This is a genomic window from Microbacterium sp. P5_E9, assembly GCF_054049175.1.
The window spans coordinates 56610-70995 of sequence record NZ_JBFUMV010000006.1 but is presented as its reverse complement, the minus strand read 5'-3'; the positions used below and the strand labels follow the sequence as shown (position 1 = coordinate 70995).

Here is a 14386-nt window from a genome sequence, read left to right as displayed (position 1 = left end):
ACGAGACACCCGTGCCGAAAGTTCACTGTCGTACAGGTGACGTGAGGATCCGGCATCCGCCCGTATGGATTCCGTAAGGACGGGTCTCGGGGCGTCGAGCCGAGTGTTGCATCGATCGTGCCCGCCAGTGGGCATCCGCGCGAACAGCAATCGCGTGGCACGCACCGGGTCCGCCCGGGATCGACAGGAGTTCCAGTGCTCGATGTGATCTATCTCGCCGCGACGCTCGCGCTGTTCACGCTCGTCGGCCTGATCGCCAAGGGGGTCGAGAAGCTATGACGGTGTTCGCCGGCATCGCCGCCGCACTCGCGGTCGCGGCCATCGTCTACCTCGTCATCGCCCTCGTCAAGCCGGAGCGGTTCTGATGGGCGGCCTCACCTCTGCCGCCCTGTGGTCCGGGGTCCTTCAGCTGGCCACGCTCATCCTGATCCTCGCGCTGCTGTACCGGCCGCTCGGCGACTACATCGCGCACAGCTACCAGAGCCGGAAAGACCTGCGGATCGAGCGCGGCCTGTACCGACTGATCGGGGTGGACCCGGCATCCGCGCAGACCTGGCAGGCGTACCTGCGCGGCGTGCTGGTGTTCTCAGCCACCGGAGTCCTCTTCGTCTATGCGCTGCAGCGCCTGCAGGCGGTGCTCCCGTACGCGCTCGGTCTGCCTTCCGTGCCCGAAGGGCTGGCCTTCAACACGGCAGTCTCGTTCGTCACGAACACCAACTGGCAGTCCTACTCGCCCGAACTCACGATGGGCTACACCGTGCAGTTCGCCGGCCTGGCGGTGCAGAACTTCGTGTCGGCGGCCGTCGGCATCGCGGTAGCGATCGCGCTCGTCCGCGGCTTCGCCGCGCGACGCTCCGACACCCTCGGCAACTTCTGGGTCGACCTGGTGCGCGGCACGTTCCGGCTGCTGCTGCCGCTGTCGATCGTCGCGGCCATCGCCCTGCTCGCTGCGGGCGTCGTGCAGAACTTCAACGGCTTCACCGAGGTGCACACCATCACGGGCGGTACCCAGGTGCTGCCGGGCGGCCCAGTCGCGTCGCAGGAGGCGATCAAAGAGCTCGGCACCAATGGGGGCGGGTTCTTCAACGCCAACTCCGCGCACCCGTTCGAGAACCCCACCCCGTGGAGCACCATGCTCGAGATCCTGCTGCTCCTGGCCATCCCGTTCGCGCTGCCCCGGGCGTTCGGCCGGATGGTCGGCGACAACAGGCAGGGGTACGCGATCCTCGGCGTGATGGCGGCGATCTTCCTCGTCAGCGTCACGGTCCTCTCGTTTCTCGAGGCATCGGGTCAAGGCGCCGCGCCCGAGCTCGCCGGCAGTGCGATGGAGGGCAAGGAGCAGCGCTTCGGCATCTTCGGCTCGACACTGTTCGCCGGCGCGACGACCCTGACCTCGACCGGCGCAGTGAATTCGATGCACGACTCCTTCACCGCGCTCGGCGGCATGCTCCCGATGATCAACATGATGCTCGGCGAGGTCGCTCCGGGCGGCACCGGATCGGGCCTGTACGGGATGCTGGTGCTCGCCGTCATCGCCGTGTTCGTGGGCGGTCTGCTCGTGGGTCGCACCCCGGAGTACCTCGGCAAGAAGATCGGGCCCCAGGAGATCAAGCTGGCGAGCCTGTACATCCTGGTGACGCCCGCTCTCGTGCTCATGGGCACGGCGCTCAGCTTCGCCGTGCCCGGGGTACGCGACGACGTCGAGTCCGTCTCGATCTGGAATCCCGGCGCCCACGGGCTCAGCGAAGTGCTGTACGCCTTCACCTCCGCGGCGAACAACAACGGCTCGGCCTTCGCGGGGCTGACGGCGAACACCCCGTGGCTCAACACGGTGCTCGGGATCACGATGCTCCTCGGCCGGTTCGTGCCGATGGTGCTCGTGCTCGCGCTCGCGGGGTCGCTCGCCAAGCAGGATGTCGTCCCCTCGACGGCCGGCACGCTCCCGACCTACACCCCTCAATTCGCCGGGCTGCTCGCGGGCGTCGCGATCATCGTCACGGCACTCACCTACTTCCCGGTGCTCACGCTGGGTCCCCTGGCAGAAGGGCTCGTCTGAACCATGTCCACCGCAACACTCCGTCCCGCGGAGCGCGCCTCAGGTGCACCCGCACCGGCGCCCTCGCGCTCGCGCGCATTCACCTGGTCTCAGGTCGTCCAGGCGCTCCCCGGCGCCGTGCGCAAGCTCAACCCGGCGGCGCTCTGGCGCAACCCGGTCATGTTCCTGGTGTGGGTCGGCGCGGCCCTCACTACCGCGATCGCCGTCGCCGAGCCCTTCCTCGGCGGTCCCGGCGACTCCGCCGGGACCCCGGTGCCGCTCGGCTTCACCGCAGGCATCGCCGTGTGGCTCTGGCTCACGGTGCTGTTCGCGAATCTCGCCGAGTCCGTCGCCGAGGGGCGCGGCAAGGCGCAGGCGGCGAGCCTGCGCAAGACGCGCACGAGCACGATCGCCTATCGCGTGGACGACTACGACGCAGCGACGGATGCCGCGGCCGATCGCGCCGCGACCACCGAGGTGGCCTCGTCCGACCTGACGCTCGGCGACACCGTCGTCGTGATCGCCGGACAGCTGATCCCCGGGGACGGCGACATCGTCTGGGGCATCGCCACGGTCGACGAGTCGGCGATCACCGGGGAGTCCGCGCCCGTCATCCGCGAGTCCGGCGGCGACCGCAGTGCCGTCACCGGCGGCACGCGTGTGCTGTCCGATCGCATCGTGGTGCGGATCACCTCAAAGCCCGGCGAGACGTTCGTCGACCGGATGATCGCGCTCGTCGAGGGTGCCAGCCGGCAGAAGACGCCGAACGAGATCGCCCTGAGCATCCTGCTCGCGAGCCTGTCCATCGCGTTCGTGCTGGTCGTGCTGACCCTCAACCCGATCGCGTCGTACGTCCTCGGCGCCGACGGCGGATCGGCGGTGAGCATCACCGTGCTCGTCGCGCTGCTGGTGTGCCTCATCCCCACCACGATCGGCGCCCTGCTGTCGGCCATCGGCATCGCCGGCATGGACCGGCTCGTGCAGCACAACGTCCTGGCGATGTCCGGGCGCGCGGTCGAGGCCGCGGGCGACGTCACGACGCTGCTGCTCGACAAGACCGGCACGATCACCTACGGCAACCGGCGCGCGAGCGAGTTCGTGCCGCTGACCGATGCTTCGACAAGCTCAGCAACCGGACTGGGGGGCTCAGCAACCGGACTGGGGGGCTCAGCAACCGCAGCCGACGAGTTGGCACGCGTGGCGGCGCTCGCCTCCCTTGCCGATCCCACCCCCGAGGGAACCTCCGTCGTCGCCCTCGCCGAGGAACGCGGCATCCGGATCCAACAGCCCCCCGGCGCGGTGGTGGTGCCGTTCACGGCGCAGACCCGCATGAGCGGCCTCGATCTGGCCGACGGATCGCAGATCCGCAAGGGCGCCGGATCCGCCGTGCTGGCCTGGCTGTCCGGGGATGGCGCCGAGGTGGATCCGGCCGTGCGCGCACAGCTCACCGCCGCCACCGACGCCATCGCGCAGTCGGGCGGAACCCCGCTCGTGGTGGCTGTGAAGAGCGCTTCGACAGGCTCAGCGACCGGGGCGGGGCGCGCGCTCGGCGTCATCCACCTCAAGGACATCGTCAAGGACGGCCTGCGCGAACGGTTCGACGAGCTGCGCAGCATGGGCATCCGCACGGTCATGATCACCGGCGACAACCCGCTCACCGCCCAGGCCATCGCAGCGGAGGCAGGTGTCGACGACTTCCTCGCGGAGGCCACGCCCGAAGACAAGCTCGCGCTCATCCGGCGCGAGCAGGACGGCGGCAGTCTCGTCGCGATGACCGGCGACGGCACGAACGACGCGCCCGCGCTCGCGCAGGCGGATGTCGGCGTCGCGATGAACACCGGCACGTCGGCGGCGAAAGAGGCCGGCAACATGGTCGACCTCGACTCCGACCCGACGAAGCTGATCGACATCGTGCGCATCGGCAAGCAGCTGCTCATCACCCGCGGAGCGCTCACCACGTTCTCGCTCGCCAACGACATCGCGAAGTACTTCGCGATCATCCCGGCGATGTTCATGGGCGTCTTCCCCGGGCTGGGGGTGCTGAACGTCATGGGACTCGACTCCCCGGCATCGGCGGTCATGAGCGCCATCATCTTCAACGCGGTCGTGATCGTCGCCCTCATCCCCCTCGCGCTGCGCGGGGTGAAGTACCGGCCCGCGAGTGCGTCCCAGATTCTCAGTCGCAACCTGGCCGTGTATGGGCTCGGCGGCATCGTCGCACCCTTCATCGGGATCTGGCTGATCGACCTCGTCGTGCGCCTCATCCCCGGCTTCTGACCGCTTCTGACTCCGAAGGAGATCCACAATGTCCATCACCCGCGCCACACTTCGACAGGCGAGTGTGTCGATCCGCGCCATGCTCGTCTTCACGGTCGTCCTGGGGATCGGCTACACGCTCCTCATCACCACGATCGGCCAGCTCGCCCTGCCATGGCAGGCGAACGGATCGGCGGTGTCCGTCGACGACCGGCAGGTCGGGTCGTCTCTGATCGGGCAGTCGTGGACGGATGCCTCGGGCGCACCGCTGCCCGGATACTTTCAGTCCCGCCCCTCTGCCGCCGGCGCAGGCTACGACGGCGGGGCATCGAGCGGCTCGAACCTCGGGCCCGAGAACCCCGACCTCATCGCCGCGATCGAGGAGCGCAAGGCCGGGATCGCCGCGTTCGAAGGGGTCGATGCGGCCGACATCCCCGCCGACGCGGTGACGGCCTCTGCGTCGGGCCTCGACCCGGACATCAGCCCGGCGTATGCGCTCCTTCAAGTCGACCGCGTCGCGGAGGCGCGCGGCCTCGACGAGGCGGCCGTGCGCACCCTCGTGGAGTCTAGGATTCAGGCACGGGACCTCGGGTTCCTCGGCGAGCCGAGGGTCAATGTGCTGGAGCTCAACCTCGCGCTGGACGCCCTCCAGGGCTGACGGCGAACGCGAGAGGATCGACCGATGAAGCGGGGCCGTCTGCGGGTGCTCCTCGGCGCCGCGCCTGGCGTCGGCAAGACCTACGAGATGCTCGAAGAGGGCCAGCGGCTGCGCGCCGACGGCCGCGATGTCGTGATCGCCGTCGTCGAGACCCACGATCGGGCCGCGACCGCGGCGCGGATCGACGGCCTTCCGCTCGTGCCCCGCCGCACAATCGCACACCGTGGCGTCGAGCTCACCGAGATGGACCTCGACGCGGTGCTGGCGCGGCATCCGGATCTCGCCCTCGTCGACGAGCTCGCGCACACCAACGTGCCCGGATCACCGCACGGCAAGCGCTGGCAGGACGTCGAGGCGCTCCTCGACGCCGGCATCGACGTCATCACGACGGTGAACGTGCAGCACATCGCCTCGCTGAACGCCGTCGTTGAGCAGATCACCGGCGTGGTGCAGCAGGAGACGGTGCCGGATGCCGTGGTCCGGTCCGCCGATGAGGTGGAGGTGGTCGATCTCGCCCCGCAGTCGCTGCGCGACCGGCTCTCCGCCGGGTTCGTCTATCCTGCTGAGCGCGTCGACGCCGCGCTGTCGAACTACTTCCGGCTCGGCAACCTCACCGCGCTGCGGGAGCTCGCCCTGCTCTGGCTTGCCGACGAGGTGGACAGCGCGTTGACGCGCTACCGCGCCGAACACGGCATCACGGGCACGTGGCAGGCCCGCGAGCGGATCGTCGTCGCCCTCACCGGTGGAGCGGAGGGCGAGACCCTCATTCGCCGCGCGGCACGGATCGCCGCCCGATCGGCCGGTGGCCAGCTGCTCGCCGTCCACGTCTCGACCCAGGACGGGCTGCGCACGTCGGCGCCTGGAGCGCTCGCGGCGCAGCGACACCTCGTGGAATCGCTCGGCGGCACGTATCACCAGGTCGTGGGCGACGACGTGCCGATCTCCCTCGTGGAATTCGCGCGGTCGGTGAACGCGACCCAGCTGGTGATCGGCGTCAGCCGGCGAGGCCGCCTCGCGGCCGCGCTCACCGGGCCGGGGATCGGCGCGACCGTGATCCGGGAGTCCGGCGACATCGACGTCCACATCGTGACGCACTCCTCGGCTGGTGGGCGCTATGTGCTCCCCCGCCTCGCCGGCGGCGCACTGAGCGTCAAGCGGCGCGTCCTCGGCTTCGGCGTCGCCCTGGTGGTGGGCCCGCTGCTGTCGTGGCTCCTCGCCAGTTTCCGCACCGAGGGATCGATCACCTCCGAGGTGCTCGCGTACCAGCTGCTCGTCGTCATCGTGGCCCTGATCGGGGGCATCTGGCCGGCGCTGTTCGCCGCCGTCCTGTCCGGGCTGACTCTCGACTTCCTCTTCGTAGAGCCGCTCTACACCGTGACGATCGCCGATCCGCTGCACGCCCTCGCCCTCGTCCTTTACGTGATCATCGCCGTGTTGGTGAGCTACATCGTCGATCAGGCCGCTCGCCGCACACGGATGGCGCAGCGCGCCGCCGCCGAGTCCGAGCTGCTCGCCACCGTCGCAGGAAGCGTCCTGCGCGGCCAGAGCGCGGTGCCCGCCCTCGTGAGCCGCACCCGCGAGGCCTTCGGCATGACAGGCGTGCGCCTCGTCGCGCACGACGGCACGGTGCTGGGGACCGATGGCGAACCGGTGCCGGACGGGCGCGTCATCCGTCTTCCGATCGGACCCGAGGACCACCCGCGCGCCACCCTTGAACTTCACGGCGGGGAGCTGGATGCCTCGGAGCGGCGTCTCGTCGACGTCATCGTCACGCAGCTCGAAGCGGCACTGGAGCGATTCGAGCTCGGTGAGGCGGCACGCGAAGCCGGGGTGCTCGCGGAGACGGACCGCGTGCGCACCGCCCTGCTGTCCGCCGTGAGTCACGACATCCGACGCCCGCTCGCGGCCGCGGTGGCGGCGGTCGGGGGCCTGCGGACCGCGGGTGCCGGCCTGACGCCCGATGACCGCGCAGAGCTGCTGGCGACCGCCGACGAGAGTCTGGCGACGCTGTCGGCGCTCGTCACCGACCTGCTCGACGTCAGCCGCGTGCAGGCCGGCGTTCTCGCGGTCTCGCTTGGTCCGGTCGACTCCGCCGGGGCGGTGCTGGCTGCCGTGGACGAACTCGGCGCCGGCCCCGACGATGTCGAGCTCGCCCTCGATCCTGAGCTGCCCCCGCTGCAGGCGGACCCGGTGCTCCTGCAGCGCGTGCTGGTGAACGTGCTCGCCAACGCCATGCGCCACTCGCCACCCGGTCGGCGGCTGCGCGTGGCGACCAGCCGACTCGGCGGCATTGCGGAGATCCGGGTGGTCGACCACGGCGAAGGGATCTCGCCCGACCGGCGCGACGACATCTTCGCCCCCTTCCAGCGCCTCGGCGACACCGACAATTCGACCGGCCTCGGATTGGGTCTGGCGTTGTCGAAGGGATTCACCGAGGGCATGGGCGGCAGTCTCACGCCCGAAGACACCCCGGGTGGCGGGCTGACCATGGTCGTCGCGCTGCCGGTGGCCGCGGCATCCGTCTCCGCCGAAGGAATTCCGGAAGGCGTTTCATGAAGATCCTGGTCGCGGACGACGATCCGCAGCTGGTGCGGGCCCTCCGGATCACGCTCGGCGCACACGGGTACGAGGTCGTCGCGGCCGCGGACGGCGCGGCGGCCGTCACTCTCGCCGCACAGTCGCACCCGGACATTGTGCTGCTGGATCTCGGCATGCCGCACCTGGACGGTGTGCGCGTTATCCAGGCGCTGCGGGGCTGGACGTCTGTCCCGATCATCGTCGTCTCGGGCCGCACCGGCTCGGCCGACAAGGTCGAGGCGCTCGACGCCGGGGCCGATGACTACGTGACGAAGCCGTTCCAGATCGATGAGCTGCTCGCGCGGCTGCGGGCCCTGTCGCGACGGACCGGTGCCCCAGGCGGCGACCCGGTCATCTCGTTCGGCGATGTGGTGATCGATCTCGCCGCGAAGTCGGTCAGCCGGGCCGGCGCACGCGTGCACCTCACGCCGACGGAGTGGCGGATGCTGGAGTTCCTCGCGCGCAACGCCGGTGCCCTGGTGACCCGGCAGACGCTGCTCAAGGAGATCTGGGCGAGCGAGAGCGTCACCGACTCCGGCTACCTGAGGCTGTACATCTCCCAGCTGCGCAAGAAGCTCGAGGCCGATCCTGCGAACCCGGCGCATCTGCTGACCGAGTCGGGCATGGGCTATCGGCTCGTCCTGGACGGCTCCCCCGGCTGAGGCCTTGGACAAGCGTCTTCGACCCGGCGCGAACGCTCATGCGGGCAGCCGCGACGCCGGAAGCGCGGTTTTGTCAACCCCGGCGACCCACGAGACGCGCGGATCTAACGTCGGCGGAAGAGACACTACGGAGGAACCATGACCGAGCGAGAGAACGACGACCGGACGCAGGACGCGAAGTCACCGGCGGAGTCGGACGAGGCAACCGAGAAGCGCGGTGGGCTGGGACAGGACGGCACGATTCCGCCCGACCCCGACGGCGTCGCAGCCGGGCACACCGGGACAGCCTCGAACTTCGAGCCGGAGGAGGACGAACAGGCCTGAGAGTTCGCCGGCGACAAGTCCACCCCCCGAGGTGACCACCGTCGACTTCTGAGCGCGAAGGCGGTCGAGATCTCGGTTCGCAGGGTGCTTACCGATACCCCAGAATCAATCCATGCCGAACGCTGAGACCGCTACCGTCGACGGACACGAAGCAGACCTTCTCCGTTGCAGGTCGTGCGGCGAAACGTTCTCGGCCGAGCCTGTCAGCAGACCGTTCGGATTCCGCGTCTTCCGGTGTCCAGCGTGCGGAAAGCGGGTGTGGAGTCCGCTCACTACGGGGACTCGGGTGTTCTACTGGCTGATCCTCGGGCTCTCGGTCGTCGGGATGATCGCCGCCTTCGCCTCCGGCTGGTTCGCGATCCCCGGTGGTGCGACGCTCGTCGCGGCCACTGTCCTCATGGTCGATGCATCCCTTCGCAGACGCATCGCGGATGCCGCAGCCGTGAGCGCGCTGATCACTGCGGCCGCAGTGTCGGGGCTCTTCGCGATCCTGATCGTCGCGGGCCTCAACAACTCCTACTCGTTCACCGTGGTCGACCAGCCCGAGCAGACCATTCAGGAGGCGGGCGGAATCGATCTCATCTCCGGCGAGCAGATCTGCGGAGGCGACGAGGACTACAACAACTGCGTGAACATGCACGTCGCGATGTACAACACCGTGTGCCTCGCACCACAGTCTCCCTTCGAGGACTTCGGTGGCTCGTCGCTGAGCCCCGCATCGGTGGCGACCTGCGGGGACCTTTCCGCCTTCATCGACGATGTCCTGGCACGGGCGGACTCGTGCGGCTACGGGTGCACCACGATCGCCGACGAGAACGGCAGGTGGGGTTGGGCATTTCTCAATCCGCACGCACGTTCGACCGAGGTTCTCATTCCCGAGATCACGCACGAGGAGTACTGCTGGTTCGAACTCGGCGCGATCTCGCTCGGCAACTGCCGGGATCAGACGGAGACAATCGACTCGGCGGCCTTGCCTTAGCAGCGCTCGCGAAGGCGGCGGGACTCCCGGTATCCGCCGGAACCCCGCCGCCCTCTCGCGTCTACGACCAGCCGTTCTCCCACCAGCCGTGCCACACGGCGTTGTCGAGACCGCGTCCGACGATGTCGAGCCGGTTCGGCCCCCACGAGGCGATGTCGAGCGACGAGCTGAATCCGCCGCCCAGAGACTCCCAGTCGTGCCAGGACCCGTCGAACCACTTGTGCCACGCCGCGTTGTCGGTGCCCCGCGCCACGACATCGAGTCGACCTGATCCCCAGGCGGCCACGCCGGGTGACGACGACAGGATGCCGCCCAGCGACTCCCAGTTGTGCCACGAGCCGTCGAACCACTTGTGCCACAGCGCGTTGTCGGTGCCTCGGGCGAACACGTCGAGGCGCCCCGGTCCCCACGACGCGACCGCCGGATCGCTGGTCAGGCCACCGCCGAGAGACTCCCAGTTGTGCCACGACCCGTCGAACCACTTGTGCCACAGCGCGTTGTCGGTGCCGCGCACGAACACGTCGAGGCGCCCGTTGCTCCAGGACGATGCCGCCGGCCCGGAGCTCAGCCCGCCGCCGAGCGACTCCCAGTTGTGCCACGAGCCGTCGAACCACCGGTGCCACAACGCGTTGTCGGTGCCGCGCGCGAACAGGTCGAGACGGCCCGACGCCCACGATGCCCCTGCCGGGTCCGCCGTGATCTCACCACCGAGAGACTCCCAGTCGTGCCACGAGCCGTCGAACCACTTGTGCCACAGCGCGTTGTCGGTGCCCTGCGCCACGATGTCGAGCCGCCCGTGCCCCCACGATGCCGCGCCAGGCCCGGACTTGACCACGCCGCCGAGCGACTCCCACCCGATCCCCGAGGGGACCTGCGACACGTTGCCGCTGATCCGGTAGTCGACCCCGTTCGGCGTGAAGGCGACGTTGACGGCCTGCTGCTGCAGTACAGGGATCGGCAGCGAAATCGACGGATCGACCGCAGCGAAGATCAGAGGCCGAACGCCGATGAGGTCGTCCGGGTCGCCCCACGACTGCAGGAACAGCCCGATCTTGCCCAGCGTCGAGGGCTCGATCGCCGCCACCACGGCCTTGACGGCCTTCTCGATGTCCGCCTGAGGGTCCGCCAGATTCAGGTTGCCCTTCTCCACGAGATTCGAGAGTTCCGTCCGCGCGGCGCTGACGAGATCGTTGATGAGCCCTCGCACCGCGGTGAAGGGGGTGGCATCCGACTCGAAGACGATCGCGAGCGCTCCGAGCAGCTCCGGGAAGTCCCCTGCTAGCACCTGTGCCTGCGTCGGCCGGCTCACGTTGTCGAAGCGGACGCGCCCCTGGTTCGCTGGGATGTTGGCAGACTGGCCGCCGTCGATCCCGTCCGCCCAGTCGTCGTTGAGCACCCCGCTCCAGAAGACCTGAGTGGAACCCGGTGTTCGGAACTTGGATCGGAAGCCGACCAAGACGACGTAGGGCTCGTCTCCATCGCTCCAGAAACTGTCTTCATCGGCATTGTTCACTTTCAGCCGGTCCAGCGAAATCGTCCACGATTCGGCCATCGTTGTGCTCCTCTGCAGTGCGCCCGGTCCCGGTGACCGAGCGTCGGCTGTGAGGAGTGTCGGATTGGCGGCCTGATACCCCGCCGGCGAAACTCAGTCCTCGAGCGGCGACAGGAGCGCCGCTGTCAGCGCGGTGCTGAGCCCAGGAACCGACTCGACGGGCACCGCGAGCGCCTGCAGCGTCCGGCTGTAGTAGTTCCGCGCTCCCGCGGCGAGCGCGATGTCGACGATCTGCCGGTCGGTGAAGCCGATGTCGCGGAGCGACTGAGAATCGCCGTCGGTCATGCCCCCGGCATCCGTCGACAGCTTCTCGGCGAAGCGCATCACGGCGACGTCCGCCTCGGAGAGACCCGCGGACTCGTAGTCTCGGGCGACACGCTCGAGCTGATCTTCGGTGAGGGCCTGCGCCCGCAGCGTCTTGCGGCCATGGGCGAGCAGACAGTGCGGCGACGGGATCGCGCGCGCAGCGGCCAGGGTCGCCAGCTCGAAGGTGCGCACGCCGATCGACGGGACGATCGCCCGGATGAGCGCCTCCCACGCCTGATGCGCCTCAGGGTTGATCGCCATCGCCTGGGTGTGGCTGAAGACGAACCCGTTGTCCCGCAGATCCGACTGGTACATGTCGTCGACATGGCCTTCGGCCTCATCGAGGGCAGGTGGAACGACGATCATCATGGCCTCCTCACGGCCGAGAGTCTGTCGACCCGAGGACACCAGCCTGTCACTCCTCCCAGGAGCCGGGCAGAGGTGCAGGGGCGGATAGTGTCTGAGTCATGAGCTACGCCGTTGATTTCACCACCGTTTCGACCATCGGTCTGGAGTCGTCGCCGCACGCCGACGCGCTTGCGGGGCTGCGCGCGAACGAGGCGCGCTACTTCAGGAACAAGTACGACCACGTCTTCACCGTGGAGTCCGCCGCCGAGGCGCAGGCGACCGTCGACTGGGTGAGCTTCATCCTCAAGGAGGAGCGCGATATCGTCATCGCCTCCCCCGCGCTCGAGGCGACGGCCTTTGAGGTGGATGGCATCCGCATGGCGTACGTGTTCTACGAGAGCGGCCTCTCGATCAACGTGATGTACACGATCGAAGACGGCGGCAAGCGAGCCGTCGGCTTCAAGCTCTCCGACGGCATGGACGAGCCCGATGAACTCTCGAAGTTCAAGTTCGCCCGGCAGCGCTCGAAGCTCGCCGGGACGATCCGCGGCTCCTACTTCGTCATCAAGAGCGAATACTGACCGGATCGGATGCCGCGGCCACGGTGCGGCCGCGCAGGGAGCGCAGCGCGAACACCAGTGCCCAGTCCTGGTCGTTCGCGTACGGGTCGGCGTAGTCGGCTCGCTCKCCGTTCACGCTGTGCGGGAAGACGTACGCGCATGATGCGCGCCCGTCGTCGAAGATCAGCGGCAGCACCCCGCGGATGATGTTCTCCGCGCGGGGAACGGTGGCGGCGTCGCCGGTGATCCGGGCGTGGAGCGCGAGCACGTTGCCGGTGAGTGCGCTCCAGTAGTGCGGGAACGTGTCGCCGTAGGTCTGCCGCTTCCCGAACCAGTAGCCGTCCCAGTGCCGCACCGCGACATCGTGGAGGTGGTGATCGGGCTGCACCCCGTGGAACTGGTCGAGGATAGTCAGCTGCTCTTCGCCGGCCACGAGCAGCGCGGGATCTCCCGTCAGGAGGAAGGTCTGCAGCAGGATGTCCGCGGCGGGCGCGACGATGCTCTGCTCGTAGTTGACCTCGCTCGGCGGATAGTTCCGTCCGGTCGATGCCAGCGTGCGTGAATGGTGATGGAAGAGGGCGGATGCCTCGTCCTTCTCGGCATCGAAACCGGCCTGGTGCAGCGCGTCGCAGAGCTCCAGCACCGGCAGCTCGAGCGGGTAGAACGCGGCGCCGCCTGCGGCATAGAACGCCCGGATGACGCGATAGGCGACCAACACGCGTGCGGCGTCGCCGTCCAGCCGGTGCAGGGCGAGGTAGAACGTCGCCACCCAAGGGGCGTTGTACAGCCGCTCCTGGCTGGCATCGCGGCCGGCATCGTTGAAGACCGCTCCGGTGGCGACATCCACCAGCTCTCGCTCGACGAACTCGACGTAGCGGGCGAGACTCCACCTCAGCCGGCTCGCGACGGAGGGGTCCGACGCGGAGGCGATTCCGTCGCGCAGCGCAGAGAGGTAGTCGGCGAGGAGGATGCCCATCCCGATGCGCTCGCGGCCGGCGTTGTAGTCGTTGATGCGGCTGTAGAAGATCGCGTCGTGTTCGTTGTCGTAGGCGAGGAACGCACCCTCGAGCATCTCGATCGGGCCGTTGTACTGCTGATGCCGGGCGATGAACGCGCAACGGCGTTCGAGGAGGACGGGCAGCGGTTCTTTGACCAGGATCCTGGTGCACACCGTGCGGTCATCGGCCTGCACGACGAACGCGTGCTCGCCCGGCGCGGTCGCGTCGAAGACGGCGGAGAAGGTGCCGTCACCTTGCGGCGTCGCCGATGCGCCGTTCACCGTGACATCGGCTGCTGCGAATGACGGGGTCAGCCGGAGCGTGGTGGTCTCTCCGGTGAAGAGGACGTATTGGTCCCATTCGGCACGCACGAATCGGGTGCGCCGCGCAGCCTGGACGAAGAAGTCGTCTTTGTCCTCGCACGGGAAGATCACCCACGCGATCATCGACCGCTCCCCCGGCTGCAGCGCGAGCGGCGCGGGATGCAGGATGAAGCATCCGCGGTCATTGCTCTGCAGGGCGACGTCCCGCTCGATGCTGTACGCGACGAGGTCACCCTCGGTGAGCACCAGGCCGAGATGCGGCGCGGCGCCGCCCATCCGCAGCGCGAGGACGAAGCTCGAGGTGCCACCGCAGAACACGTGCGCGTTGCAGCGCTGCGTGTCCTGGTCGCCGCCCAGGTCGTACCGATCCTCGAGCGGCAGCGTGATGCCGATGTCGCCCACCGACGTGAACACCGGTGCCTGGCTCACGTTCGTGATGACGATCTCGGTGCGGACCGCATCGCCGTCACGGACGGTCGACACCGTCGCCTCCAGGTCGCCCGAGGCCTCATCCGAATGCAGGGACGCGAAGCGCACGTCGGCGTACGGATAGTCCGGGCGCAGCCAATTCATTCCGTGCGGGTCGCTGTCGAAGATCAGTTCCACGAAGATGATTGTCCTGGCTTTTGTCGGGACCTGTTGGGCTCGCGCCGGATTCCGCAAGGATCGACTGATGAACTTCTCAGTCACGCGGCCCGAACTCTCGGATGCGCCCGCAATCGCGGATCTGCACGTCGCGGCCTGGCGTGAGACCTACGCCGACCTGCTGCCTCAGGCGCGCCGAACATCACCGATGCGCGCATGGTTC

General features: G+C 68.6%; 13 protein-coding genes. 10 read left to right on the top strand and 3 right to left on the bottom strand.

The features are described 5' to 3' along the window. Window positions 1-117: 117 nt before the first annotated feature. The 9 genes from ACXJ3V_RS10345 (at window position 118) to ACXJ3V_RS10305 (ending at window position 9491) form a co-directional block, all read left to right on the top strand. Complete coding sequence (locus tag ACXJ3V_RS10345; RefSeq protein ID WP_457100216.1) at window positions 118-279, top strand: hypothetical protein; 162 nt, start codon at window positions 118-120, stop codon at window positions 277-279. Next, a complete protein-coding gene (locus ACXJ3V_RS10340; protein WP_457100215.1) occupies window positions 276-365 on the top strand; it encodes a potassium-transporting ATPase subunit F in 90 nt (29 codons plus the stop codon). Before ACXJ3V_RS10345 ends, ACXJ3V_RS10340 begins: the two co-directional genes overlap by 4 nt. Next, on the top strand, window positions 365-2056 hold the full coding sequence (gene kdpA, locus ACXJ3V_RS10335) for a potassium-transporting ATPase subunit KdpA (RefSeq protein ID WP_457100214.1): 1692 nt from the start codon (window positions 365-367) through the stop codon (window positions 2054-2056). The genes ACXJ3V_RS10340 and kdpA overlap by 1 nt, the downstream gene beginning before the upstream one ends. 3 nt (window positions 2057-2059) lie before the next feature. After that, entirely contained in the window at window positions 2060-4312 is a 2253-nt protein-coding gene (gene kdpB, locus ACXJ3V_RS10330; RefSeq protein WP_457100213.1) for a potassium-transporting ATPase subunit KdpB, read from the top strand. Between the two features lie 28 nt (window positions 4313-4340). Beyond that, window positions 4341-4949 carry a potassium-transporting ATPase subunit KdpC gene (kdpC, locus tag ACXJ3V_RS10325; RefSeq protein ID WP_457100212.1) on the top strand — a complete coding sequence of 203 codons (609 nt, stop codon included), beginning with the start codon at window positions 4341-4343 and terminating at the stop codon, window positions 4947-4949. A 24-nt stretch (window positions 4950-4973) separates the two neighbouring features. Continuing rightward, on the top strand, window positions 4974-7505 hold the full coding sequence (locus ACXJ3V_RS10320) for a DUF4118 domain-containing protein (protein WP_457100211.1): 2532 nt from the start codon (window positions 4974-4976) through the stop codon (window positions 7503-7505). Beyond that, complete coding sequence (locus tag ACXJ3V_RS10315; protein WP_457100210.1) at window positions 7502-8188, top strand: response regulator; 687 nt, start codon at window positions 7502-7504, stop codon at window positions 8186-8188. Before ACXJ3V_RS10320 ends, ACXJ3V_RS10315 begins: the two co-directional genes overlap by 4 nt. A gap of 138 nt (window positions 8189-8326) precedes the next feature. After that, the gene (locus tag ACXJ3V_RS10310) at window positions 8327-8512 is read left to right on the top strand and encodes a hypothetical protein (RefSeq protein ID WP_457100209.1); all 186 of its coding nucleotides are present in this window, start codon (window positions 8327-8329) and stop codon (window positions 8510-8512) included. A gap of 286 nt (window positions 8513-8798) precedes the next feature. Continuing rightward, on the top strand, window positions 8799-9491 hold the full coding sequence (locus tag ACXJ3V_RS10305) for a hypothetical protein (RefSeq protein ID WP_457100208.1): 693 nt from the start codon (window positions 8799-8801) through the stop codon (window positions 9489-9491). Window positions 9492-9552: 61 nt separating this feature from the next. On the opposite strand, the gene ACXJ3V_RS10300 is transcribed toward ACXJ3V_RS10305, so the two are convergent. Next, window positions 9553-11043, bottom strand: a complete 1491-nt coding sequence (locus ACXJ3V_RS10300; RefSeq protein ID WP_457100207.1) for a hypothetical protein — start codon at window positions 11041-11043, stop codon at window positions 9553-9555. A 93-nt stretch (window positions 11044-11136) separates the two neighbouring features. Further along, window positions 11137-11715 carry a carboxymuconolactone decarboxylase family protein gene (locus ACXJ3V_RS10295; protein ID WP_457100206.1) on the bottom strand — a complete coding sequence of 193 codons (579 nt, stop codon included), beginning with the start codon at window positions 11713-11715 and terminating at the stop codon, window positions 11137-11139. A gap of 101 nt (window positions 11716-11816) precedes the next feature. Here ACXJ3V_RS10295 and ACXJ3V_RS10290 point away from each other — a divergent pair, with 101 nt between their 5' ends. After that, window positions 11817-12278, top strand: coding sequence for a phage tail protein (locus ACXJ3V_RS10290; RefSeq protein ID WP_457100205.1), 462 nt, complete (start codon window positions 11817-11819; stop codon window positions 12276-12278). Here ACXJ3V_RS10290 and ACXJ3V_RS10285 read toward each other — a convergent pair. Next, window positions 12262-14184, bottom strand: coding sequence for a hypothetical protein (locus tag ACXJ3V_RS10285; RefSeq protein ID WP_457100204.1), 1923 nt, complete (start codon window positions 14182-14184; stop codon window positions 12262-12264). The two genes, ACXJ3V_RS10290 and ACXJ3V_RS10285, sit on opposite strands and share 17 nt — an antisense overlap. Between the last annotated feature and the right edge of the window lie 202 nt (window positions 14185-14386).

Coding starts and splice junctions, on each gene's coding strand:
- ACXJ3V_RS10340 (WP_457100215.1), top strand. CDS start 276: ATGACGGTGTTCGCCGGCATCGCCGCCGCACTCGCGGTCGCGGCCATC.
- kdpA (WP_457100214.1), top strand. CDS start 365: ATGGGCGGCCTCACCTCTGCCGCCCTGTGGTCCGGGGTCCTTCAGCTG.
- kdpB (WP_457100213.1), top strand. CDS start 2,060: ATGTCCACCGCAACACTCCGTCCCGCGGAGCGCGCCTCAGGTGCACCC.
- kdpC (WP_457100212.1), top strand. CDS start 4,341: ATGTCCATCACCCGCGCCACACTTCGACAGGCGAGTGTGTCGATCCGC.
- ACXJ3V_RS10320 (WP_457100211.1), top strand. CDS start 4,974: ATGAAGCGGGGCCGTCTGCGGGTGCTCCTCGGCGCCGCGCCTGGCGTC.
- ACXJ3V_RS10315 (WP_457100210.1), top strand. CDS start 7,502: ATGAAGATCCTGGTCGCGGACGACGATCCGCAGCTGGTGCGGGCCCTC.
- ACXJ3V_RS10310 (WP_457100209.1), top strand. CDS start 8,327: ATGACCGAGCGAGAGAACGACGACCGGACGCAGGACGCGAAGTCACCG.
- ACXJ3V_RS10300 (WP_457100207.1), bottom strand. CDS start 11,043: ATGGCCGAATCGTGGACGATTTCGCTGGACCGGCTGAAAGTGAACAAT.
- ACXJ3V_RS10295 (WP_457100206.1), bottom strand. CDS start 11,715: ATGATCGTCGTTCCACCTGCCCTCGATGAGGCCGAAGGCCATGTCGAC.
- ACXJ3V_RS10290 (WP_457100205.1), top strand. CDS start 11,817: ATGAGCTACGCCGTTGATTTCACCACCGTTTCGACCATCGGTCTGGAG.